This window comes from Rubrivirga halophila, from assembly GCF_046845755.1.
Lineage (GTDB): Bacteria > Bacteroidota > Rhodothermia > Rhodothermales > Rubricoccaceae > Rubrivirga.
In genome coordinates this window covers 2,844,417-2,865,182 of the sequence record NZ_CP177357.1, presented here as the reverse complement: position 1 = coordinate 2,865,182, position 20,766 = coordinate 2,844,417, and the positions used below count along the sequence as shown (strand labels likewise).

19 protein-coding genes are annotated in these 20,766 nt (G+C 74.1%); 15 read left to right on the top strand and 4 right to left on the bottom strand.

Translation table 11 applies throughout. From position 1 onward, the window contains the following. Positions 1-33: 33 nt before the first annotated feature. Positions 34-720, bottom strand: a complete 687-nt coding sequence (locus ACLIRP_RS12580) for a copper homeostasis protein CutC (protein ID WP_412060804.1) — start codon at positions 718-720, stop codon at positions 34-36. Then, entirely contained in the window at positions 720-1,292 is a 573-nt protein-coding gene (locus ACLIRP_RS12575) for a Uma2 family endonuclease (RefSeq protein WP_412060803.1), read from the bottom strand. Before ACLIRP_RS12575 ends, ACLIRP_RS12580 begins: the two co-directional genes overlap by 1 nt. A 42-nt stretch (positions 1,293-1,334) precedes the next feature. On the opposite strand from ACLIRP_RS12575, the gene ACLIRP_RS12570 reads away from it, so the two are divergent. The 5 genes from ACLIRP_RS12570 to sucB all read left to right on the top strand — a co-directional run bounded on the left by ACLIRP_RS12570 (position 1,335) and on the right by sucB (position 6,995). Next, entirely contained in the window at positions 1,335-1,634 is a 300-nt protein-coding gene (locus tag ACLIRP_RS12570) for a DUF4286 family protein (RefSeq protein WP_412060802.1), read from the top strand. Between the two features lie 71 nt (positions 1,635-1,705). Beyond that, on the top strand, positions 1,706-3,004 hold the full coding sequence (locus tag ACLIRP_RS12565; RefSeq protein ID WP_412060801.1) for a sigma-54 interaction domain-containing protein: 1,299 nt from the start codon (positions 1,706-1,708) through the stop codon (positions 3,002-3,004). A gap of 52 nt (positions 3,005-3,056) precedes the next feature. After that, positions 3,057-3,557: an LPS assembly lipoprotein LptE gene (gene lptE, locus ACLIRP_RS12560; RefSeq protein WP_412060800.1), complete on the top strand. Its 501-nt coding sequence runs from the start codon at positions 3,057-3,059 to the stop codon at positions 3,555-3,557. Beyond that, complete coding sequence (locus ACLIRP_RS12555) at positions 3,554-5,002, top strand: glycosyltransferase family 2 protein (RefSeq protein WP_412060799.1); 1,449 nt, start codon at positions 3,554-3,556, stop codon at positions 5,000-5,002. The genes lptE and ACLIRP_RS12555 overlap by 4 nt, the downstream gene beginning before the upstream one ends. 139 nt (positions 5,003-5,141) lie before the next feature. Continuing rightward, complete coding sequence (sucB, locus tag ACLIRP_RS12550; RefSeq protein WP_412060798.1) at positions 5,142-6,995, top strand: 2-oxoglutarate dehydrogenase, E2 component, dihydrolipoamide succinyltransferase; 1,854 nt, start codon at positions 5,142-5,144, stop codon at positions 6,993-6,995. A gap of 225 nt (positions 6,996-7,220) precedes the next feature. On the opposite strand, the gene ACLIRP_RS12545 is transcribed toward sucB, so the two are convergent. Continuing rightward, a complete protein-coding gene (locus ACLIRP_RS12545) occupies positions 7,221-7,841 on the bottom strand; it encodes a response regulator (RefSeq protein ID WP_412060796.1) in 621 nt (206 codons plus the stop codon). After that, a complete protein-coding gene (locus ACLIRP_RS12540) occupies positions 7,838-8,923 on the bottom strand; it encodes a sensor histidine kinase (RefSeq protein WP_412060795.1) in 1,086 nt (361 codons plus the stop codon). The genes ACLIRP_RS12545 and ACLIRP_RS12540 overlap by 4 nt, the downstream gene beginning before the upstream one ends. Before the next feature lie 185 nt (positions 8,924-9,108). Between ACLIRP_RS12540 and ACLIRP_RS12535 the strand changes: the two genes are divergently transcribed. From ACLIRP_RS12535 to ACLIRP_RS12490, 10 genes are all read left to right on the top strand, one after another. Beyond that, positions 9,109-10,146, top strand: a complete 1,038-nt coding sequence (locus ACLIRP_RS12535; RefSeq protein ID WP_412060794.1) for a hypothetical protein — start codon at positions 9,109-9,111, stop codon at positions 10,144-10,146. Positions 10,147-10,249: 103 nt separating this feature from the next. Then, on the top strand, positions 10,250-11,176 hold the full coding sequence (locus tag ACLIRP_RS12530) for a tyrosine-type recombinase/integrase (protein WP_412060793.1): 927 nt from the start codon (positions 10,250-10,252) through the stop codon (positions 11,174-11,176). A gap of 803 nt (positions 11,177-11,979) precedes the next feature. Then, the gene (locus tag ACLIRP_RS12525; RefSeq protein ID WP_412060792.1) at positions 11,980-12,540 is read left to right on the top strand and encodes a hypothetical protein; all 561 of its coding nucleotides are present in this window, start codon (positions 11,980-11,982) and stop codon (positions 12,538-12,540) included. 97 nt (positions 12,541-12,637) lie between these two features. Further along, on the top strand, positions 12,638-13,003 hold the full coding sequence (locus tag ACLIRP_RS12520; protein ID WP_412060791.1) for a hypothetical protein: 366 nt from the start codon (positions 12,638-12,640) through the stop codon (positions 13,001-13,003). A gap of 63 nt (positions 13,004-13,066) precedes the next feature. Next, entirely contained in the window at positions 13,067-14,365 is a 1,299-nt protein-coding gene (locus ACLIRP_RS12515) for a TolC family protein (RefSeq protein ID WP_412060790.1), read from the top strand. Continuing rightward, complete coding sequence (locus tag ACLIRP_RS12510) at positions 14,362-15,762, top strand: efflux RND transporter periplasmic adaptor subunit (RefSeq protein ID WP_412060789.1); 1,401 nt, start codon at positions 14,362-14,364, stop codon at positions 15,760-15,762. The genes ACLIRP_RS12515 and ACLIRP_RS12510 overlap by 4 nt, the downstream gene beginning before the upstream one ends. Beyond that, positions 15,759-19,079, top strand: a complete 3,321-nt coding sequence (locus tag ACLIRP_RS12505) for an efflux RND transporter permease subunit (RefSeq protein WP_412060788.1) — start codon at positions 15,759-15,761, stop codon at positions 19,077-19,079. Before ACLIRP_RS12510 ends, ACLIRP_RS12505 begins: the two co-directional genes overlap by 4 nt. 34 nt (positions 19,080-19,113) lie before the next feature. Further along, on the top strand, positions 19,114-19,533 hold the full coding sequence (locus tag ACLIRP_RS12500) for a cupredoxin domain-containing protein (RefSeq protein ID WP_412060787.1): 420 nt from the start codon (positions 19,114-19,116) through the stop codon (positions 19,531-19,533). A 96-nt stretch (positions 19,534-19,629) separates the two neighbouring features. After that, positions 19,630-20,253 carry a hypothetical protein gene (locus ACLIRP_RS12495; RefSeq protein WP_412060786.1) on the top strand — a complete coding sequence of 208 codons (624 nt, stop codon included), beginning with the start codon at positions 19,630-19,632 and terminating at the stop codon, positions 20,251-20,253. Between the two features lie 35 nt (positions 20,254-20,288). Beyond that, entirely contained in the window at positions 20,289-20,756 is a 468-nt protein-coding gene (locus ACLIRP_RS12490) for a hypothetical protein (RefSeq protein ID WP_412060785.1), read from the top strand. Positions 20,757-20,766 lie beyond the last annotated feature (10 nt).

The window sequence follows — 20,766 nt, the reverse complement described above, 5'->3', positions numbered from 1 at the left end:
AGAAGCCGTCCGGTCGATGCGGGGTTCCGGCGCTCAGCCGACGAGCGCGTCCAGGCGCCCGCGCAGGCGCCGCACCTCGTCGGCGTCGACGGTCGGAGTGCCGGGCGCGGACGCGGCGCTGTGGACCTCGCGCGCGCCCGTGCGCCGGACGATCTCGGCCACGTTGCCCGCGCGGACGCCCCCGCCGGGCATTACCGACACCGTGTCGCCGGCCGCTCGCGCGAGCGCGGCCAACACGTCGAGGCCCTCGTGTGCCGTCGCCGCGCCGCCACTCGTCAGGACGCGGGCCGCGCCGGCCGCCCGGACCGCCGCCAGCGCCTCTCGGGCGTCGCGCGCGGCGCCGAAGGCGCGGTGGACGGCCACCGGGTGCGGCGCCACGGCCGCGACGAGCGCCGCCAGCGCGTCGGCGTCGACCGTCCCGTCCGCGCGGAGGGCGCCCCAGACGACGCCGACCGCCCCGGCCTCGACAAGCGCGCGAGCGTCGTCGCGCATCGCCGCGTGCTCGGCGGGCGTGAACGTCCACCCGTCGGCATGCGCACGGACCATCGCCACGACGGGCACCTCGGTCGCCGCCGTCACCTCGCGGACCCAGTCGAGCGGCGGCGTCAGCCCGCCGACCTCGGCGCCGCGGCACAGCTCGATCCGGTCGGCGCCCGCATCCGTCGCCGCGAGCGCCGAGGCGGGGTCGAAGGCGGCGATTTCCAACAGCACGCGGGGCATTACAGTCCCGTCCCTTCGTAGACGTCGTCCACCGAGATCTCCACGCCGACGCACGCGAGCGCCAGCGTTCCGTCGGTCAGGTCCTCGATCGACCATTTCCCGTCGTCGCCACGGCAGAAGGCCTCGGCGCCCCGCCGGTCCTGGCGGACGAGCACGATCTCGCGGACCGACGGCATCGCGCGGTACGTCGCCAGCTTCTCGCCCCGGTCGTACGCCTCCGTCGACGGCGAGAGCACCTCGACGATGAGCGCCGGGTTCAGGAACGTCGTCTCGCTCGGCGTCAGGAACGAGAGCGCCCCGCACGCCGCCGCGAGGTCGGGGTAGACGTAGCGCCCGCCGGGCTCGACCTCGACCCGCATGTCGCCGGCGAACACTGAGCACTCGGTCCCTCGGAAGGCGAGCCGGAGCGCGATGTACAGATTCCCTACGATGTCGTTGTGGATGCGGCTGGCTCCAGACATGGTGAAGACCTCTCCGTCGATAAAGTCGTGCTTCTCTTCCTGCGTCTCCTCCCAGGCGAAGTACTCCTCGGCCGTGAACCGGAGCGAGACGGGCGTGAGCGTGGTGGGCATGGCGGCGGGCGGGGTGCGGCAGGGGAGAACGTACGTTGCCGCATGGTGATCTACGAAGTCAACCTCGCCGTCGACGCCGACGTAGCCCCCGCCTACGCCGCGTGGCTGGCGCCGCACATCGACGAGATCCTGGCGCTGCCCGGGTTCGAGTCCGCCGAGTGGTGGCGGGTCGAGGAGACGAGCCCCGACGGTCGCGTCCGGTGGTGCGTGCAGTACCGGGTCGCCAGTCGCGCCGCCCTCGCGGACTACTTCAGGGATCACGCCGACCGCTTGCGGGGCGACGGGCTCGCGCGGTTCGCCGGGCGGTTCACCGCGTCGCGGCGCGTGCTCCTCCCGAGGTAAGGGTGGGGCTCGGCCCGGCGTCCGGGCCGTGCACCGCTGGTAGTTTGGGCGTCCGCTCGCACTGGTTACGTATGGATCGGCAGGCCCTTCAGGAACGGTTCGGCATCCTGGGCGACAGCCCGGCGCTTCGGCGCATCCTGGAGCGGGTGCGCCAGGTGGCTCCGCCCGATATCACGGTCTTGCTGGAGGGCGAGTCCGGCGTCGGCAAAGAGTTGATCGCCTCGGCCATCCACGGCCTGTCGAAGCGGCGCCACAAGCGGCTCGTGGTCGTCAACTGCGGGGCGATCCCCGAAGGGCTGATCGAGAGCGAGCTGTTCGGCGCCGAGAAGGGGGCGTACACCGGCGCGACCGACCGCCGGACGGGCTTTTTCGAGGAGGCCGACGGCGGGACCCTCTTCCTCGACGAGATCGGCGAGATGCCGCTGGCGGCTCAGGTGCGCCTGCTGCGCGTGCTCGAGACCGGCCAGTTCACGCGCGTCGGCGGCACGGCCCAGCTCCGGGCCGACGTCCGCGTGATCGCGGCGACCAACAAGGACCTCGGCAAGGAGGTCGGGGAGGGCCAGTTCCGCGAGGACCTCTACTACCGGCTGAGCACGGTCGTCCTGCGGATCCCGCCGCTCCGCGAGCGCCGCGAGGACATCGTCCCGTTGTTCGAGGCCTTCCTCCACCGCTACGCCCAGCAGTACGAGGCGCCGTTCCTCAAGCTGGCGCCCGACGGCGCCGACCTGCTCCGCCGCTACAACTGGCCCGGGAATGTCCGCGAGCTCCGCAACGTGTCGGAGCAGGCGACGGTCATGGTGCGCCAGAGCCCGCTGACGGCCGAGGCGCTGCGGCCGCTGCTCCGGGGCGTCTCGGCGGGCGCGGGGCTGACCATCGCCGCCCCGGCGGCGCGCGCCGACTCCGACCGCGGCGTGGTGTACCGGGCGCTCTTGGAGATCCGTGCTGAGATCCGGGCCCTGCGCGCCGAGTTGGCGGGCGGCGTGCCGCCGAGCGCGGGCGCCCTGGTCCACGTCCCCGGGCCCGCGTTCGACGCGCCGGCGCCGGGGTGGGAGGCCGAGCCCGAGCAGGAGGTGGCCTACGAGCCGCCCGTCCCGGCCCCGACCGACGCGGCCGACACGCTCTTCGAGGTCGAGGACGAGGGCTACGCGACGACGTTCGACGCGTCGTTCGACGGCGACGGCGCGCGCGCCGGCCTCCCCGACTCGTTCGAGGAGGCGCTCGCGGCCGGGCTCCCGCTCCCGACCATGGAGGACGCCGAGGTCGCCCTCATCAAGGAGGCCCTGCGGCGCTTCGACAACAACCGCCGGATGTCGGCCGACGCCCTCGGCATCTCCGAGCGGACGCTCTACCGCAAGCTGCGCGAGGACTAGCATGCGGGATCCGGGACGCGGGCGTCAAGATGCGGGCCTCCGGCGGGGGCGCGTGCTCGCGTGCGCGCTCGTCCTCCCGCTCGCGTCGCTGCTCGCCGCGTGCGGCGTGTACTCGTTTTCCGGCGCCACCATCCCGGACCGGTTGCAGACGGTCGCCGTGCCCATCGCTGAGGACCGCTCGACGGGCGGCCCGCCCGGGCTCGACCGCCTGCTCACCGACGCGCTCGTCGACCGCTTTGCCGACCGCTCCCGGCTCGCGCTGGAGCCCGACGAGGCCGAGGCCGACGCCGTCGTCCGCGCCACCATCGAGCGGTATGCGCTCGCACCCGTTGCCGTGACCGACCAGAACGTGGCCTCGCTCAACCGCGTCAGCCTGGCCGTGCGCGTCGTCGTCGAGGACCGCGTCGGGGGCGAGCCCCTCCTCGACCGGACGTTCACGGCGACCGAGGACTTTGTGCCGTCGGCGGGGATCCAGGGCGAGGCCGACGCCAGCGCGACGGCGCTCGAACAGATCGCGCGCGACGCCTTCACCGCCGCGACGTCGGATTGGTGACCGCCGCGCTCCTGGTTCTCGGGGCGCTGTACGCGGCCATCGTCGCCGTGCTGGCCGGGCTCGGGCTCCACGCGCTCGGGCTGGCGGCCGTCCGCGCCGCGCTCCCGGCTCGCGCGCTGCCGACTCGGGAGCCGGACCGCCCGGCGCCCGCCGTCCTCGTCCAGCTCCCCGTCTACGACGAGCCGCCCGCGCTCGTGGCGCGGGCGCTCGACGCCGCGCTCGCGCTCGACTGGCCCGGCCCGGTCACCGTCCAACTTCTTGACGACTCACCGCCTGAGGCCCGCCGCGCGAACGCCGCGCTGTGCGCGGTCCGTCCCGGCGCGCGGCACGTCGTGCGCGGCTCGCGCGAGGGCTACAAAGCCGGCGCACTCGCGTTCGGCCTCGGGCTCTCCGACGCCCCGTTCGTGGCCGTCTTCGACGTCGACTTCCGCCCCGCGCCCGACCTCCTGCGCGCGCTCGTCGGCCCGCTCCTCGCCGACCCAGAGCTGGCGTTCGTGCAGTCGCGCTGGGCGCACGCCGGCGCCGACCGGACGGTTCTGGCGCGGGCGCAAGCGGCCGTGCTCGACCTCCACTTCGCCGTCGAGCAGACCGCGCGGGACCGCGCCGGGTGGGCGCTCCCCTTCAACGGCTCCGGCGGCGCGTGGCGCCGCGCGGCCATCGACGACGCGGGCGGCTGGAGCGGCGCGACGCTGGCGGAGGACGCCGACCTCGCGCTCCGGGCGCAGGCGCGCGGCTGGCGCGGGCGCCTCCACGAGGGCGCGTCCGTCGCCGCCGACCTCCCCGAGACCGTCGCGGCGTGGCGGCGCCAGCAGGCGCGGTGGGCCAAGGGGCTCGCCGAGGTCGCCCGGCTCCACATCCGCACGCTGTGGCGCTCGCCGCTGCCGCTCGGCTCGAAGCTGGCGTTTAGCGGCCACCTCGCGCTGTCGCTGAGCCTGCCGTCGCTACTGGCGCTCATCGTGCTGCACCCCGTCGTCGTCGGCGCCGACGCGGCGGGCGTCGGGCCCGGGCTGCCCGGCGCGCTCGCGGTCGGGTACGTCGCGCTCGGCGGCGTCGTCGGCGCGCACGTCGCGGCGATGCGGGCGTTGTATCCCCGGACGTGGCGCCGCAAGCTGGTGCGGATTCCCGCGGCCCTCGTGGCGCCCGTCGGGCTCGTCGTGCCGGCCGCACAGGCGGTCGCCCAGGCCGTCGCCGGGCGGCACACGCCGTTCGCGCGGACCCCCAAGGGCGCGGCTCCGGGTCGCGAGCGGGCGCTCCCCGAACTGGTGCTCGCGGCGTACTCGGTCGCCGCGCTCGCGGTGCTGGCCGTCGCCGGGGCGTGGGCGGCGGTCCCGTTCCAAGCCGTGATCGCGATCGGGACGGTCGGCGCCGCCGCCGTCGTTCGGCGTCCGGCAGGCCCGGTCGAACCCGTCACCGAGGCAGAGGCGGTGAGCTCGCTGGCGGCGTAGGGGGCAAGGGACGCCGACGTGGGCTGGTGCGCGCTTAGCATTTCTCCCTGATCTCACCGCCGTCCGGCCCCGGGATGCGGAGCCCGGCGCGGCGGGGCGCGTACCTTCGCCCTCCCCCTCCACAACCCCCTCTGTTCCGATGGCCCGTGTTGAAGTCGTGATGCCCAAGATGGGCGAGAGCGTGATGGAGGGGACGGTCCTCGAGTGGAAGAAGGCCGTCGGCGACGCCGTCGAGCAGGACGAGACGCTCCTCGAGATCTCGACCGACAAGGTCGACTCCGAGGTCCCCAGCCCCGAGGCGGGCGTCCTCGTCGAGATCTTGGTCGAGGAAAACGACACCGTCGACGTCGGCGTGGCGATCGCCGTCATCGAGACGGACCCGGACGCCGCGGGCGACGCGCCGAGCGCCGATGCCGCCCCGGCCGCGGACCCTGTGGAGGTGGCCGCCGAGCCGCTCAACGAGGTCCAGCCCGTCGGCGAGGACCCCGAGACCGAGCCCGAGGCCAAGCCCGCCGCGCCCAACATCCGCCCGGCCGAGACCGCCGACGCCCCGGCCGCGAGCGCTCCCGCTACGGGCGGCGCCCGCACCAACGTCGTGATGCCCAAGATGGGCGAGAGCGTGATGGAGGGGACGGTCCTCGAGTGGAAGAAGGCCGTCGGCGACGCCGTCGAGCAGGACGAGACGCTCCTCGAGATCTCGACCGACAAGGTCGACTCCGAGGTCCCCAGCCCCGAAGCGGGGACGCTGCTGGAGATCCTGGTCGAGGAGGGTGAGACGGTCGACGTGGGCACCCCGATCGCCGTCATCGGCGCGGCCGGCGCCGTGTCCGACGCCGCGACCCCGGCCCCGAGCGGCGACGGCACCGCCGACGCAGCGCCGGAGCCGTACGAGAAGAGCTACTCCGCCGAGAGCCCGACGGCCGCCGCCGCGCCCGCCGTGCAGGAGGCGAAGGGGGCCGAGGCCGCCGCCGCGGCGACCGCCGGCGACGCCGGCCCGATCCCGCGCCGCGACGACGCGGGCAACTTTTACTCGCCGCTCGTCCGCTCGATCGCCGAGGCCGAGGGCGTGTCGCTCAGCGAGCTCCAGCAGATCGAGGGGAGCGGCTCCGACGGCCGGATCTCGAAGGCCGACGTGATGGCCTACCTCGACACCCGAGGCGCCGCGCCCGCCGCCCCGGCTCCGGCGGCTGCCGCTCCGGCCGCGCCCACGGCGCCCGCAACCCCGGCTCCGAAGGCGGCGCCCAAGGCCACCCCAGCGCCCGCGCCCGCCGCCGGCGACAGCCGCGTCGAGGTCGTCGAGATGGACCGGATGCGCCAGCTCATCGCCGAGCACATGCGCCGGTCGAAGGACACCAGCGCCCACGTCACCAGCTTCGCCGAGGTCGACGTGACCGGGCTCGTCCGGCACCGCGAGGCGCACAAGGCCGAGTTCCTCAAGCGCGAGGGCGTCAAGCTCACCTACACGCCGTACTTCATCGAGGCGGCCATCGACCCCCTGCGCGAACACCCGCTCCTCAACTCGTCGGTCGACGGCACGCGCGTGCTGATCAAGAAGGACTACCACGTCGGCATCGCCGTCGCCCTCGCGACGAAGGGGCTGCTCGTGCCGGTCGTCCGCAACGCGGGCCAGCAGAACCTGACCGGGCTGGCGCACACCGTCGCCGACCTCGCGAACCGGGCCCGCACCAAGAAGCTCCAGCCCGACGAGCTCCAGGGCGGCACGTTCACCGTCACGAACGTCGGCAGCCTGGGCAGCCTGATGGGCACGCCCATCATCAACCAGCCGCAGACGGCCATCGTCTCGCCGGGCGCCATCGTCAAGCGGCCCGTCGTGATCGAGACCGAGGCTGGCGACGTGATCGGGATCCGGCACATGATGTACGTGTCGCTGAGCTACGACCACCGGATCATCGACGGGGCCATGGCCGCGAGCTTCCTGGCCGCGTATGGCCGCCAGCTCGAGGCCTACACCGTCGACACGCCGCTCGCGTAGGGCCCCGCCCGACTCGCGTAGGGCCCCGACACAGCGGCGCCGCCGGCCCCACCTCCGGGACCGACGGCGCCGTCAAGCGGGCGGGACCCACACGTCCCGACGCCCCGCTCGTCGTCCCGCACAGGAGGTGTCGGTGCCACCACACGGGACGACTAGCAACATCGGTGCAGCCCGACGGGGCCGCCTAGGTCACGGCTCCCGTTTTGACAGGAGGAACCTCCTGCTCTAGACGTCCGGCCCGGCGACGCCGTGGCGCCACGCCCACGCGACGGCCTCCCGCGCCGACTCCACGCCGAGCGTCGCGTAGACGCGCGTGAGGTGGTTGCGGACGGTGCTCTCGGACAGGTGGAGCGCCTCGGCGATCTCGGCGTTCGAGAGGCCTTTGGCGAGCGCGACCAGCACCTCCCGCTCGCGCGGCGTCAGCGCATCGAGCGCCTCGGGAACGACGCCGGGCGCCACGAACCACCGCCCCTCGCCCCGGGCCACGCCCTCGATGGCCTCGACGATCTGCGGCAGCGAGCGGTCCTTGGTGAGATAGCCCGCCACCCCGGCCTCGACGAGCCCCTCGACAAACTGGCGCCCGGCGTGCGCTGTGAACGCCAGCACCCGGACCGGGTGGCCGTCGGCGCGCAGCGTCCGGGCCACGTCGACGCCCGAGAGGTCGGGCAGGTCGATGTCGAGGAGCAGCACATCCGGGGCCAGGTCCTGCGCCAGCCGGAGCGCCTCGTGCCCGCCGCCCGCCTGGCCGACCACGGAGAGCCCGGGCTGGGCGTCGAGCAACCGGGCCAGCCCGGCCCGCAGCGCGGGGTGGTCGTCGGCGATGACGAGCGTGATCTCGCGGCTCACTGTGCCACCGGGGCCGGAGCCCGTTCACGGCCGGCCGGCCGGTGGGCGGCGGGGATCCGGGCCACCACCGTCGCCCCCCCGTCGGGCGCGTCGGACAGCTCGAGCGTCCCGTCGACCAGGCGCACGCGCTCGCGCATGCCCGCCAGCCCGAAGTGCCCGCTCCGGACGAGCGCGTCGACCGAGGGCCGCCGCCCAAAGCCCCGGCCGTCGTCGTGGACCGTCAGCGACACGCCGTCGCCGCTCGACTCGAGGGCGACCGTGGCGCGCCGCGCCGCGCCGTGCCGGACGGCGTTCGTAAGCGCCTCCTGGGCGACGCGGTACAGCGCCAGCTCGGCGTCCGGCGCGAGCGAGACGTCGTCGGTGCGGACCTCGACGTCGAGGGGGGTCGGCGCGGCCTCGGCCCGGTCGGTGAGGTCCTGCAAGGCCGAGGCCAGCCCGAACTGATCGAGGAGGGGCGGGCGGAGCCCCTCGGCGAGCGTGCGGAGCTCGCGGGCGACCGCGCGGATGCCCTCGCGGGCCGCCGCCGCCTCAGCGCCGTCGACCCCGTCGAGCGTCAGCGCGAGCATCGTGAGGTCCTGGAGCGGCCCGTCGTGGAGCTCGCGCGAGACGCGCCCCCGCTCCTCCTCCCGGCTCTCGATCTGGTGCACGTGCATGTCGCGCTGGACGCGCCGCCGCCGCCGCCGCCGCCAGCCCCACAGCCCCGCTCCGACGGCCAGCGCCAGCAGCACCCCCACGGCGAGGTACACCCACGCCGTCTGGATGCCGACGGTGTGCTGGATGTACATCAGCAGCATCCCCTCGTGGATGTCCCACCCGAACCCGGTCGAGGGCTCGTCGCCGTAGTGCTTGTCGTAGATCCGCCCGAACTGGGAGGCGAGGACGGCCGGCACCTGGATCGTCGTGCCGTCGGGCGTCCACAGGTCGAGGTAGCGGTCGTCGTCCGGGGTCTCCCACAAGCGGTAGTGGAGCAGGGGGGCGTCCTCCGTGGCGAACCCCATCCGGCCCGTCTCGAGCACGGCGCTCGAGTCCGCCGGGGCCAGCTGGAGCAGGGCCGCGAGGAGAACGCAGAGGGCGGGTGTCATGGGCAGTCGAAGATGAAAACCTGCGGGCAATCCCGTAAGATCGCTCATGCCGATGCCTCCCTGGACCTCGCTTTAGGGGGAATCGCCCCGGACGCGAGCCCACCCTGACGGCCTCCGGCCGACCCGCCCCGCGTGGCGCGCGAGCGTCGCCGGCCGGTCGGCCGAACCCCACACCCGGCGTAGGCGTGGACGCCGCCCCCCCGACGATCGCCGTGTCCGCTGCCCTCCACGTCCTCGACGCCCGCCCCGTCCGTGTCGGCGGGCTGGCGGCCGTCCGCTACCGGATGCGCCGCGACCACGCCTACGCCGGCGACCCCGCTCTCGACGCGGCGCTCTCGACGTTCGGCGCCGTCGTCATCCCGCCGGCCGACGGGCGGAGCGGGGCCGCGGCCGTGACGCTGCTCAACGGCATCACGCGCGGACTCGACCGGAGCCTGCCCGCGGCGACCGCGCTCGCGCGCGCCGGCATCGCGGCGGTCCTCATCGACACGCCCCTCGGCGGCGAGCGCCGCCCGACGGCCGGCCCCCCGCAAGCCGACCTCGCCGACCTCGCGCGCCGCGGCGTCGCGCTCGACTCCGCGATGGCGCGGCGCCTGTTCGACGGGGTCGCCGCCGACCTCGGGGCCGTGCTGGCGTGGGCCGAGGCAGAGCATGGCGTCGGCGCCGAGCGGCGGGCGCTGTTCGGGGTCAGCTTCGGGGCCGCGCTGTCCAGCCTGGCCTTCGCGCGCGACGGGCTCGGCGACCGGCTCTTCGGGGCCATCGGCCACCCCGACCTCCCCGCGCTCTCGCGCGGGCTCGTCGACACGTTCACCCGGTTCTCGGGCCTCCCGTCGGCGCTCGTGTCGACGGCGCTCCGGCTCGGGCCCGTCGCCGAGGCCGCGGCACGGCGCGCGGGCGGGGAGGCGGCCGTCGGTGCCGTCCGGTTCGCGCGCCTGCTGGCGGCGCTCGGCGCCGGCGGCCGGGCCGTCGACGGGCTCAACGCCGTCGACTTCGCGCCGACCGTCGGCGCCGACCGCCCGGTCCACCTGCTGGCGGGCGCGCTCGACCCCGTCGCGCCGCCGGCGGCGATGGAGCGGGCCGCGTCGGCGTTCGCGACGTCGTGCGTCGAGGTGCTCCCCGCGATGGGGCACGGGTGGTACCCGGGCGCCCCGCCGCCCGGCGCGGCCTCGTTCGGCGCCGCCAGCGGGGCCTGGCTCGTCCGCCACCTCGCCGACTGGCGGTGACGCGCGGCTGGCACCGCCGCGCGCTAGTTCTGGGGCATCACCTGTGTTGCCCGGGGCGGGGGCGAGGTCTAGCTTTGAATAGCCGTTATCCAAAACGAACCGAATGGCCGACGCCCCCCTCCGCCTGACCGTCGCCCAGCTCCAGAGCCGGCTGGACGGGTTCGTGACAGACTACCTCAAGGAGAAGAGCGCCGAGACGAAGGGGACGTACCGCCGCGCGCTCAACGAGTTCGAGCGGTACCACGCCACACGCGCCGCGCGCCCGTCGAGCCGCTTCCGGTTCGTCGAGGCCGAGGTCGAGGCCTACAAGACGTACCTCATGGAGGAGCGCGAGCTCAGCCAGGTCTCGGTGAGCACGTACCTCACGGCCCTGCGCCGCCTGTGCGACTACCTCGTGGCCCTGGGCGAGCTCCCCGAGAACCCGGCGCGCGGCGTCAAGGGCAACCGCCGGCCGGGCGCCCACACGCGTGGCGTGCTGACCGAGGCCGAGGTCGAGACGCTCCTCGGCGTCGTCCCCAAGACGACCGAGATCGGCCGCCGCGACCGCGCGCTCGTGTCGCTGATGGTCTACGGCGGGCTGTCGGAGATCGAGCTCGTCCGCGCGGATGTGGGCGACGTGGACCGGACGCTGATGGGCACGTTTCTGCGCGTCCAGGGCAAGGGCCGCCAGACCAAGGACGAGGCCGTCCCGCTCGACGGCGACGCGCTCGACCCGCTCGAGATCTACCTCTTGCGCCGCGAGGAGGCCGGGCCCCAGGCGCCGCTCTTCGTCAGCCACGGCCACCGGAGCGCGGGCACGCGCCTCAACACGCGGTCCGTGCGCGGCCGCGTCAACGGGTACCTCCGCGCGGCCGGCGTCAAGCGCCGCGGCATCTCGCCGCACAGCCTGACCCACACGGCGGCGCTGATCTGGCTCAACTCCGGGATGCCCGTCGAAGATGTCCGCAAGCGGATGCGCCACGGGACGCTGGAGACGACGATGATCTCGTTCAAGAAGCAGGGCCTGCTGAAGCCGGGCGCGGGCGAGTAGCGGCCCCTCCCTCGCAGTCGGAGGCGCTGCCGCCAGCCCTTTGCCTCGCGTCCTGCTGGCGGACACCCCAGCAACGGAGCCGAGCGTGGGCGGGGCTGGCGCCAGGCGGTCCACAGGCGTCGTGCCGGTCGCCCTCCCCCAGCCCCTCCCGTCCGGGAGGGGAGGTCGGGCTCGGTAGCGCAAGCCTAGCTGCTGGCGCGAGACCGCCTGTAGCGTCCCCTCTCCCCTCGGGAGAGGGACAGGGTGAGGGTGCCTTGGCTGGCGCAAGCCGTCCTCCCTCTGGACCTCCGGACCCGTTCCTAGGACCTCCGGACCCGTTCCTAGGACCTCCGGACCCGTTCCTAGGACCTCCGGACCCGTTCCTAGGACCTCCGGACCCGTTCCTAGGACCTCCGGACCCGTTCCTAGGACCTCCGGACCCGTTCCTAGGACCTCCGGACCCGTTCCTAGGACCTCCGGACCCGTTCCTAGGACCTCCGGACCCGTTCCTAGGACCTCCGGACCCGTTCCTAGGACCTCCGGACCCGTTCCTAGGACCTCCGGACCCGTTCCTAGGACCTCCGGACCCGTTCCTAGGACCTCCGGACCCGTTCCTAGGACCTCCGGACCCGTTCCTAGGACCTCCGGACCCGTTCCTAGGACCTCCGGACCCGACAGCATCGGGTATCGCCGCGAGGGCTCGAGCCCCAAACCGCCAGCCACCCGCTTGCGCGCCAGCATTCGTGCGCGCCTGCATTCCCGCGATCTGCGGGCGCCGCCCGCGTTCTCGGGGCACCTTGCCTCTACCGCTCTCCACCGCCCCGATGATCCCCCTCGGCCTCCCCGACGCTCCGCTCGACACGTCCCGGCCGCTCGGCGCGCGGTTCGCGGCCCAGGGCGCGTGGACGTTCCGCGACGCCGCCCGGCTCGTCTGGGACCTGCCCTACGGCCGCCCGACGCACACCGGGCCCGAGGCCGTCCTGCGCGACCGGCGCGGCACGTGCAGCTCGAAGCACGCCCTGCTGGCGGCGCTCGCCGACGAGGTCGGGCTGCCCGTCGAGCTCCGGCTCGGGCTGTACATGATGGACGGCACGAACACGCCGCGCACCGGGCCCGCCCTCCGCGCCCACGGCTTCCGCGCCGTGCCCGAGGCGCACTGCGTGCTCGCCGTCGGCGACGACCTCGTCGACCTGACGTGGCCCGGCGTGCGCCGCCCCGTCCCGCTGTTCTCGGTCCAGGAGACGATCCGGCCGGACCAGGCCGGCGCCTACAAGCGGGCCTGGCACCGCGGTCACCTCGACGCGTGGGCGACGACGCACGGCCACGACCCCGACGCCGTGTGGGCCGCGCGCGAGGCCGCCATCGACGCGCTCGTCTGGCGCTGAGCGGCGCCGCCTCGGGCCGTGAATCTGTCCAGACTTTAAGGCTCGACCCGGGTCCACCCTGAGGCCGTCGGGGCCGGAGCCCTCTACCTTCCGTGTGATGCTGTCCCGGATCCCCGCCCTCGTCCTGGCCCTCGCCCTGCTGGCGGGCGGCACCGCGTGGACGCCGGGCCCGATGGACATGGACATGGGCTGCGGGATGACGGACGCGACGGGCGCCCCCTGCGACATGCCCTGCGGCGATGACGACGCCCCGCTCGCGGTGTGCTGCGACCTCGAGGCCCCAGCCACGAGCGACGCCGTAGTGCCCCCGCCGACGCTCCGGCCCGACCCGGTCGTCGCTGTCGTCGCCCGCCTCGCGGTGCCCCCGGCGCCGGTCGCGACCGCGCGCCCGACCACGGCGAGGCACGGCCCCCCACGGGCCGCCGTCCGCCGTCACCTGAGCCTCTCGGTCCTGCTGGTCTGAGCCGACCGGACGTGAAGGACGCCCCGGCGTCCGCTCCCGCCCGTTGTCGCCCGTCTTCAGACCATGCCCCTCCCGTTCGTCGCGCGCGCCGCGCTGCTGGCCCTGTTGGCCGCCCCGGCCGTCGCGCAGGCCCCCGACACCCTCCGCCTCGACGTCGTCCTCGGCGCCGTGTCCGACGCGAACCCCACGCTCGCGGCCGCCCGGCTCGACGCCGACGCGCTCGCCCAGCGCGGCGACCAGGTCGGCGCGCGCCCCGACCCGACCGCGTCGGTGATGCTCGCGCCGTTCCCGGTCCTGACCGCTCGGGGCGCGCAGCGGAGCCAGTGGCGCGTCGAGCAGGCGCTGCCGTGGCCGGGGGCGCTGGGGCTCCGCCGCCGGTCCGCCGACCTCGCGGCCGCGGTATCGGGCGCCGAGGCCGACGCGCTCTCCCTTGATCTCGCCTTCGAGGCACGCCGGGCGTTTTATGACCTGGTCCACGCCCACCACGTCGAGGCTGTGCTCGTGGCGTACCAGGCGCGGCTCGGGGCGTTCGCGGAGGCGGCGGCGGTCCGCTACGAGGTGGGGCGCGGGCCCCAAGCGGCGATCCTGCAGGTGCAGCTCGAACGCGAGCGGATTGCCCAGCGGCTCTTCATGCTGGAGGCCCACCGCGTCGAGGCGCTCCAGACGCTCGCCCGGCTCGCCGACCGCCCGGACCTGGTCGGCACGCCCGTCGCCGTCGAGCCGCCCGCGCTGCCCGATGATCTCGACGCGCTCGTCGCGCTCGCCTTCGAGGCCCGCCCCGAGCGCCGCGCCCTCGCCCTCGCCCGCCAGCGGGCCGCCGCCGAGGTGGCCCTCGCCCAGAAGGCCGTCTACCCCGAGCTCGCGGTCGGCGTCGTCTACACCGACATCGCGGACCGCGACGTGCCGATGACCGCCGACGGGCGCGACGCGATCGGCGTGATGGTCTCGGGCCGGATCCCCCTCGACCGGGGCCGCCTGCGCGCCCGGGAGGCCGAGGCCCGCGTGCGCGTCGCCGAGACGGCCGCCCGCGCCGCCGCCCTCGACACGTCACTCCGCACGCAGGTCGCCGCGCTCGCCGAGCGCGTCCGCCAGACGCGCCGGGCGCACGCGCTCTACCAAGAGCGCCTGCTGCCGCTCGCCGCCACGACGGTCGAGTCCACGCTCGCCGCCTACACGACGGGCGAGGCCGACTACCTCTCGTTCCTCGGGGCCGAGCGGACGCGGTTCGAGGTCGCCCTCGCCGCCGCCGACGCCCACCACCACGTGCTCGTCGCCGTCGCCGCGCTCCAGCGCGCCCTGGGCACCGACGCCATCGACGCGCCCGCGCCGGCCCCCGGCCACGCCGCCCCCCACCACCGATGAGCGACTTCCACACTCCGGACGCGCCCGATCCGGCCGACGTCTACGCCGAGACGCCCCGCGAGCCCGGCGCGCGCCGCCCGCTCTTGGTGGCCGGTGTGCTCCTCGTCTTGGTGGTGCTCGCGGGCATCGCCTGGGCCCTCACCCGCGACGACGCGCCCGCGCCCGACCTCACCGTGACGGAGACGCCGCCGCCCACCGCCGCCGACGCGGTCCCGGCGACGGGCGGGCTCGCCCAATACGACCTCGACGGCGACGGCATCGTCTACCAGTCCGGGATGCACCCGCAGATCGTCCAGGACGAGCCCGGCGTCTGCCCCATCTGCGGGATGGACCTCGAGCCCGTCCCGGTCTCCGGCGCGCCCGCCGGGACCGTCGAGATCGACCCGGTCACGCTCCAGAACATCGGCGTCCGGACGGCCACGGTCACGTCCCGCGAGCTCGAACGCGAGTTGCGGACGACGGGCACGTTCGAGGCCCGCGACTCCGGCCGGGAGACCGTCACGCTCCGGGTCGGCGGGTTCGTCGAGCGGCTTTACGTCGACACCGAGGGCCAGCGCGTCCGCCAGGGCCAGCCGCTCCTGGAGATCTACAGCCCCGAGCTGGTGTCGACCCAGCAGGAGTTGCTCCTCGCCGTCCGAAACAGAGAGCTGCTCGGCGGCGGCGACGGGGCCGACCGGCTCGTCGAGGCGGCCCGGACCCGCTTGCGGCTCTTTGGACTGGGCGCCCAGCAGATCGCGGCCGTCGAGCGGAGTGGGGCGATTCAGGAGCGGATCACGCTCTATGCGCCCGCGTCCGGGACGGTCCAGAACAAGCGGATCGTCGAGGGGATGCAGGCCACGCCGGGGATGCCGCTGATGGACATCGTCAACCTGGGCGCGCTGTACCTCCAGGTCGCCGTGCCCGAGCAGGACCTCGGGTGGGTCGCCCGCGGCACGCGCGCGGTCGTGACGCTGCCATCGCAGCCGGGCGAGGAGCTGCGGGGCCGCGTCGACCTCGTCTACGACACGCTCGACCCGATGACGCGGACGGGCACGGCGCGCGTCACGCTCGCAAACGCGGGCGGGCGGTTGCGTCCGGGGATGTACGCCACGGCCACGCTGTACGGCGCCGCGAGCGCGCCCGGGCCGGTCGTCCCGAGTGAGGCCGTCGTGCGGACGGGCGACGAGGCCGCCGTCATCCTGGCGCTCGGCGAGGGCCGCTTCCGGCCCCAGCCGGTCCGCCTGGGCGAAGAGTCGGGCGGGCTCGTGCGGATCCTGGAGGGCGTCGTCGTCGGCGACCGCGTGGTCACGGGCGCCCAGTTCCTGATCGACTCCGAGGCCCGCCTCGCCGCGTCGCTCGGCGCGATGGCGTCGATGCCGGGGATGGACATGGGCGAGCCAGACGAGGCCGCGCGATGAGAGGCCCCGACGCCAAGGACGGCACGCTGGAACGCTTGATCGAGTGGAGCGCCGAGAACCGGCTGCTCGTCGGGCTCGTGACCGCGCTCGTCGTCGCCCTCGGCGCGTGGGCGACCGTCACGACGCCCGTCGACGCCATCCCGGACCTCAGCGACGTCCAGGTCATCATCCGGACCGAGTACCCCGGGCAGGGCCCGCAGATCGTCGAGGAGCAGGTGACGTACCCGCTCACCTCCGCCTTCCTCTCGGTCCCCGGCGCGCGCACCGTCCGCGGGTACTCGATGTTCGGGACGAGCTTCGTCTACGTCCTGTTCGAGGACGGCACGGACCTGTACTGGGCGCGCTCCCGCGTGCTCGAGTACCTCAGCCAGATCCAGGACCGCCTGCCCGACGGCGCCGCCCCCGCGCTCGGCCCCGACGCGACCGGCGTCGGCTGGGTGTACCAGTACTCCCTGCGCGACACGACGGGCGGGACCGACCTCGGCCAGCTCCGCAGCCTCCAGGACTTCTACCTCAAGACCGAGCTCCAGGCCGTCGAGGGCGTCGCCGAGGTGGCATCCATCGGCGGGTTCCAAAAGCAGTACCAGGTCGTCGTTGACCCCCAGCGGCTGGCGGCGTACGGCGTTCCCATCGGGACCGTCGCCGAGGCGTTGCGCCAGAGCAACCGCGACGTGGGCGGGCGGCTCTTGGAGCTCGGCGAGCGCGAGTACATCGTCCGCGGCAAGGGCTACCTCCAGGGCGTCGACGACATCCGGGCGGTCGCGATCAAGGCCCAGGGCGGGACGGCGGTGACGGTCGGCCAGGTCGCCGACGTGCGGCTGGGGCCCGAGATCCGGCGCGGCATCGCCGACGTCAACGGCCAGGGCGAGGTCGTCGGCGGGATCGTCGTGATGCGCTCGGGCGGCAACGCGCAGGCGACCATCGACCGGGTCAAGGCCCGGATCGCGGAGCTCGAGGCGGGGCTCCCGGCCGGCGTCGACGTGGTGACGGAGTACGACCGGAGCGGGCTGATCGGTCGGGCCATCGAGTCGCTGACGGTCAAGATCTGGGAGGAGCTGCTGGTCGTCGCGCTCGTCGTGTTGATCTTTTTGCTGCACGTGCGGAGCGCGTTCGTGGCCGTCGTCACGGTCCCGGTCGGCATCCTGATCGCGTTGGGCGTGATGCGGCTGCTCGGCATCAACGCCAACATCATGAGCCTGGGCGGCATCGCGATCGCCATCGGCGTGATGGTGGACGCGAGCCTGGTGATGGTCGAGAACGCGCACAAGCACATCGAGCGGGCGCGGGAGGGGAAGAGGGATCCGGGATACGGGAGGCGGGATGCGGGGGATGACCCGCCCCAGCTAACGGAAAGCGAGCGGCTCCGGGCCGTCGTCGAGGCGGCCAAGGAGGTCGGGCCGTCGCTGTTCTTCTCGCTCTTGATCGTGACCGTCAGCTTCCTGCCCGTGTTCACCCTCGAGGGCGTCGAAGGCCGGATGTTCCGGCCGCTCGCGCTCACCAAGACGTTCGCGATGGCCGCGGCCTCGATCCTGGCCGTGACGCTCGTTCCGGCGCTGATGGCCGTCTTCGTGCGCGGCAAGATCCGCCGGGAGGACCAGAACCCCGTCGCCCGGTTCTTTATCCGCACCTACCGGCCGATCATCCGCGGGACGCTGCGGCACCCGAAGGCCATCCTCGCGGTCGGCTTCGCGATCCTGTTCATCACGGTCCTCCCGGTCCAGCGCCTGCTCTTGGGCACCGAGGTCGTCCCATTCCCCCAGATCGGGTCGGAGTTTATGCCGCCGTTGTGGGAGGGCGACTTGCTGTACATGCCGACGACGCTGCCGGGCGTCTCGCCCCAGGAGGCCAAAAACATCCTGCAGCGGACCGACCGCATCCTGGCCTCCTTCCCCGAGGTCGAGCGCGTGTTCGGCAAGATCGGCCGGGCGGAGACGGCGACCGACCCGGCCCCGCTCTCGATGTTGGAGACGACCATCATCTTGAAGCCCGAGGACGAGTGGCGCGAGGGCATCGACCGCGACAGCCTGACGCGCGCCTTCGACGCCGCCATCCGCTTCCCCGGGCTCACGAACGCCTGGACGATGCCGATCAAGACGCGCATCGACATGCTGGCGACGGGGATCAAGACGCCGGTCGGCGTCAAGATCGCAGGCCCCGACCTGGCCGTGTTGGAGCAGCTCGGGCAGCAGGTCGAGCGGGCCGTCGCCGGGCTGCCGGGCACGCGGAGCGCCTTTGCCGAGCGCGTGATGGGCGGGAGCTTTCTAGACGTCGAGGTCGACCGCTTCGAGGCCGCGCGCTACGGGCTGACCTCGGGCGCCGTCCAGGACGTGCTCCAGGCGGCCGTCGGGGGCATGAACGTGACGACGACGGTCGAGGGGCTGGAGCGGTATTCGGTCAACGTCCGCTACCCGCAAGGCCTGCGAGACGACCTGCCCGCGCTGCGTCAGGTCCTCGTCCCGACGCCGTCCGGCGCCCAGGTGCCGCTGGGCCAGCTCGCCACGTTCCGGTTCGCGACGGGCCCGCCGATGATCAAGTCCGAGAACGCCCGCCCGAACGCCTGGGTCTACGTCGACCTCGACGACGGGGCCGACCTCGGCGGCTACGTCGCCGACGCCCAGGCGGCCGTCGCGGCGGCCGTCACCCTCCCGCCCGGCTACTCGATCCGGTGGAGCGGCCAGTTCGAGTACCTCGAGCGCGCCAACAAGCGGCTGGCCGTCCTCGTGCCGATCACGCTCGCGATCGTGTTCCTCTTGCTGTTCCTCCACTTCCGGAGCGCGGAGGAGGCGCTCTTGCTGATGATCCCGCTGCCGTTCGCCGTCGTCGGCGCGGTGTGGCTGATGCTGGCGCTGGGCTTCCACTTTTCGATCGCCGTCGGGGTCGGGCTGATCGCCGTGGCCGGGCTGGCGGCCGAGACGGGCGTCGTGATGCACGTCTACCTCGACGAGGCCGTGGCCCGGTACCGCCGGACCGGCCGGCTGACGTCGGTCCCCCGCCTCAAGGCCGCGCTCGAGGAGGGCGCCGTCGACCGCGTCCGTCCCAAGCTCATGACGGTCTTCACGACCATCATCGGCCTGACGCCCGTTCTCTTTGGGACCGGGACCGGCGCCGAGGTCATGCAGCGGATCGCCGCGCCGATGGTCGGCGGGCTCGTGACCTCGACCGTCCACACCCTCGTCATGATCCCGGCGCTCTACGCCGTCGTCCAGGGCCGCCGCTTGCGGCGCCAGCTCCGCGACATGCCCCCTGGCGACGGCGCCACGGCCGACCTCGCCTTCGACCCGCTCGCGCCCCGCGCGAGCACCCACGACTCTCGCTGATCCCCACCACACGCGGCTCTGTCCGCCCGATTCCATGACCCGTTTCTTCCTGCCCCTCGCCCTCGTCGTCACCCTCGCCGCCTGTACCGACGAGGCGCCGGCGCCGCCTGAGTCCGCCACCCACCCCGAGGCGCATGAGACCGCCGCGGCCGACGGCCCCGTCACGCCTGAGATGGTTGACGGTGTTCAGGTGGTCGCCATCGAGGCCGGGGCGCTCGGCTTCCAGCCGCGCGCGATCCAGCTCGCGGCCGGCGTCCCGGCCCGGTTCGTCATCACGCGGACGGTCGACGACGCCTGCTCGTCCGAGATCACGATCCCCGACTACGACGTGACTGCCACGGCGCTGCCGCTCGGCGAGGCCGTCGAGATCGCGTTCACGCCGACCGAGGCGGGCGAGGTCGAGTTCGTTTGCGGCATGGACATGCAGCGCGGGACGATCGCCGTCGTCTCGTAGGGCACCGGCCGGTTGGATAACGGCGTACTAGGGGGTATCCTCCGCCCGCTTCACCCCAAGGCTCCGACCGGTTCGGGGTACTCCTCCCCCTCCGCCATGCGCCGTTCGTCCCCGTTTGTCCTCGCCGTCCTCCTCGCCCTGGCGGCCACCGCCTGCGGCCCCTCCGAGGAGCCGGCCGATGCCCCCCGTGCGGCGGACCCGGCGGAGGTGGACCCCGCCGCCGATGCGCCGGCCGACCCGCAGGGCTACGAGGCCCTCATCGGCTCCGCCGACGGGATCACGGTGATCGGGGCCGACGGGACCCAGACGGTGGTGGCCTTCCAAACGGACCAGCCCGACGTGCTCGCCGCGCTGGTGCCGTTCCTCGGTGAGCCCCTCTCGGACACCCTCAACGAGGAGTGCCCGGCCGGGCCGACGGCCGCCGTCGAGTGGGCCAACGGGTTGACGCTGCACTTCGCGGCCGACCTCGACGTCCGTTCGCTGGCCGGCTGGCACATGCACGGCGACGACGAGCGGCTCCAGGGGCCCGAGGGCATCCAGCTCGGGACCCCCCGCGACATCCTCGGCGCGACGCCGTCCGTCGAGATGATGGAGGATTCGAGCCTGGGCGACGAGTTCGCGGTGGGCGCCGCGAGCGACGACGGCACCGTCGTCGGCGGCCTACTGGAGGGCCCCCTCGTGACGGACCTCTACGCTGGTCTCAACTGCTTCGCCCGCTGAGGCCGGCTCCCCCTCTCTTTCCGCCTCCCACCCCGATGGCCTGTCGACTTGCCCGCCTCGCCGTTCTGTCTCTGCTTCTGGTCGCGGCCGGCTGCGGCCCCGAGCCCGCCGAGGCGCCTGCGGACGCTCCGGCCGGGGCGCCCGCTGCGGTCGTCGCGCCCGAGCCCGGCGCCGACGCGGAGCCCTCGCGGACCGGGGGGCAGGAGACGGTCGCCGCCATGCAGGGCACGTGGCAGTCGCTCGACGACCCCCTCAGCGTCCTGCGCATCGAGGGCGATGCGGTCGCGAGCGTCTACGACGGCGAGACGCTGTCGACGGAGACGATCCGGGCGGTACGCAGCTGCGACGACCTCACCGAGGACCCCATGGGCACGCACTTCACGCTGAGCGACGGGGAGACCGAGCCGCTGTGCTACGAGATGGACGCCGTCGACGGGTCCTCGCTGGCGTACATCTACCTGCCGCGCGGCAACCGCCTGGCGTACGAGCGGGTCGAGGGGTAGCGTCCGGTTC

What these genes read in the sequence shown, in the direction of transcription:
- ACLIRP_RS12580 (WP_412060804.1), bottom strand. Translation starts at nt 720, where the DNA reads ATGCCCCGCGTGCTGTTGGAAATCGCCGCCTTCGACCCCGCCTCGGCG.
- ACLIRP_RS12575 (WP_412060803.1), bottom strand. Translation starts at nt 1,292, where the DNA reads ATGCCCACCACGCTCACGCCCGTCTCGCTCCGGTTCACGGCCGAGGAG.
- ACLIRP_RS12570 (WP_412060802.1), top strand. Translation starts at nt 1,335, where the DNA reads ATGGTGATCTACGAAGTCAACCTCGCCGTCGACGCCGACGTAGCCCCC.
- ACLIRP_RS12565 (WP_412060801.1), top strand. Translation starts at nt 1,706, where the DNA reads ATGGATCGGCAGGCCCTTCAGGAACGGTTCGGCATCCTGGGCGACAGC.
- sucB (WP_412060798.1), top strand. Translation starts at nt 5,142, where the DNA reads ATGGCCCGTGTTGAAGTCGTGATGCCCAAGATGGGCGAGAGCGTGATG.
- ACLIRP_RS12540 (WP_412060795.1), bottom strand. Translation starts at nt 8,923, where the DNA reads ATGACACCCGCCCTCTGCGTTCTCCTCGCGGCCCTGCTCCAGCTGGCC.
- ACLIRP_RS12530 (WP_412060793.1), top strand. Translation starts at nt 10,250, where the DNA reads ATGGCCGACGCCCCCCTCCGCCTGACCGTCGCCCAGCTCCAGAGCCGG.
- ACLIRP_RS12525 (WP_412060792.1), top strand. Translation starts at nt 11,980, where the DNA reads ATGATCCCCCTCGGCCTCCCCGACGCTCCGCTCGACACGTCCCGGCCG.
- ACLIRP_RS12520 (WP_412060791.1), top strand. Translation starts at nt 12,638, where the DNA reads ATGCTGTCCCGGATCCCCGCCCTCGTCCTGGCCCTCGCCCTGCTGGCG.
- ACLIRP_RS12515 (WP_412060790.1), top strand. Translation starts at nt 13,067, where the DNA reads ATGCCCCTCCCGTTCGTCGCGCGCGCCGCGCTGCTGGCCCTGTTGGCC.
- ACLIRP_RS12510 (WP_412060789.1), top strand. Translation starts at nt 14,362, where the DNA reads ATGAGCGACTTCCACACTCCGGACGCGCCCGATCCGGCCGACGTCTAC.
- ACLIRP_RS12505 (WP_412060788.1), top strand. Translation starts at nt 15,759, where the DNA reads ATGAGAGGCCCCGACGCCAAGGACGGCACGCTGGAACGCTTGATCGAG.
- ACLIRP_RS12500 (WP_412060787.1), top strand. Translation starts at nt 19,114, where the DNA reads ATGACCCGTTTCTTCCTGCCCCTCGCCCTCGTCGTCACCCTCGCCGCC.
- ACLIRP_RS12495 (WP_412060786.1), top strand. Translation starts at nt 19,630, where the DNA reads ATGCGCCGTTCGTCCCCGTTTGTCCTCGCCGTCCTCCTCGCCCTGGCG.
- ACLIRP_RS12490 (WP_412060785.1), top strand. Translation starts at nt 20,289, where the DNA reads ATGGCCTGTCGACTTGCCCGCCTCGCCGTTCTGTCTCTGCTTCTGGTC.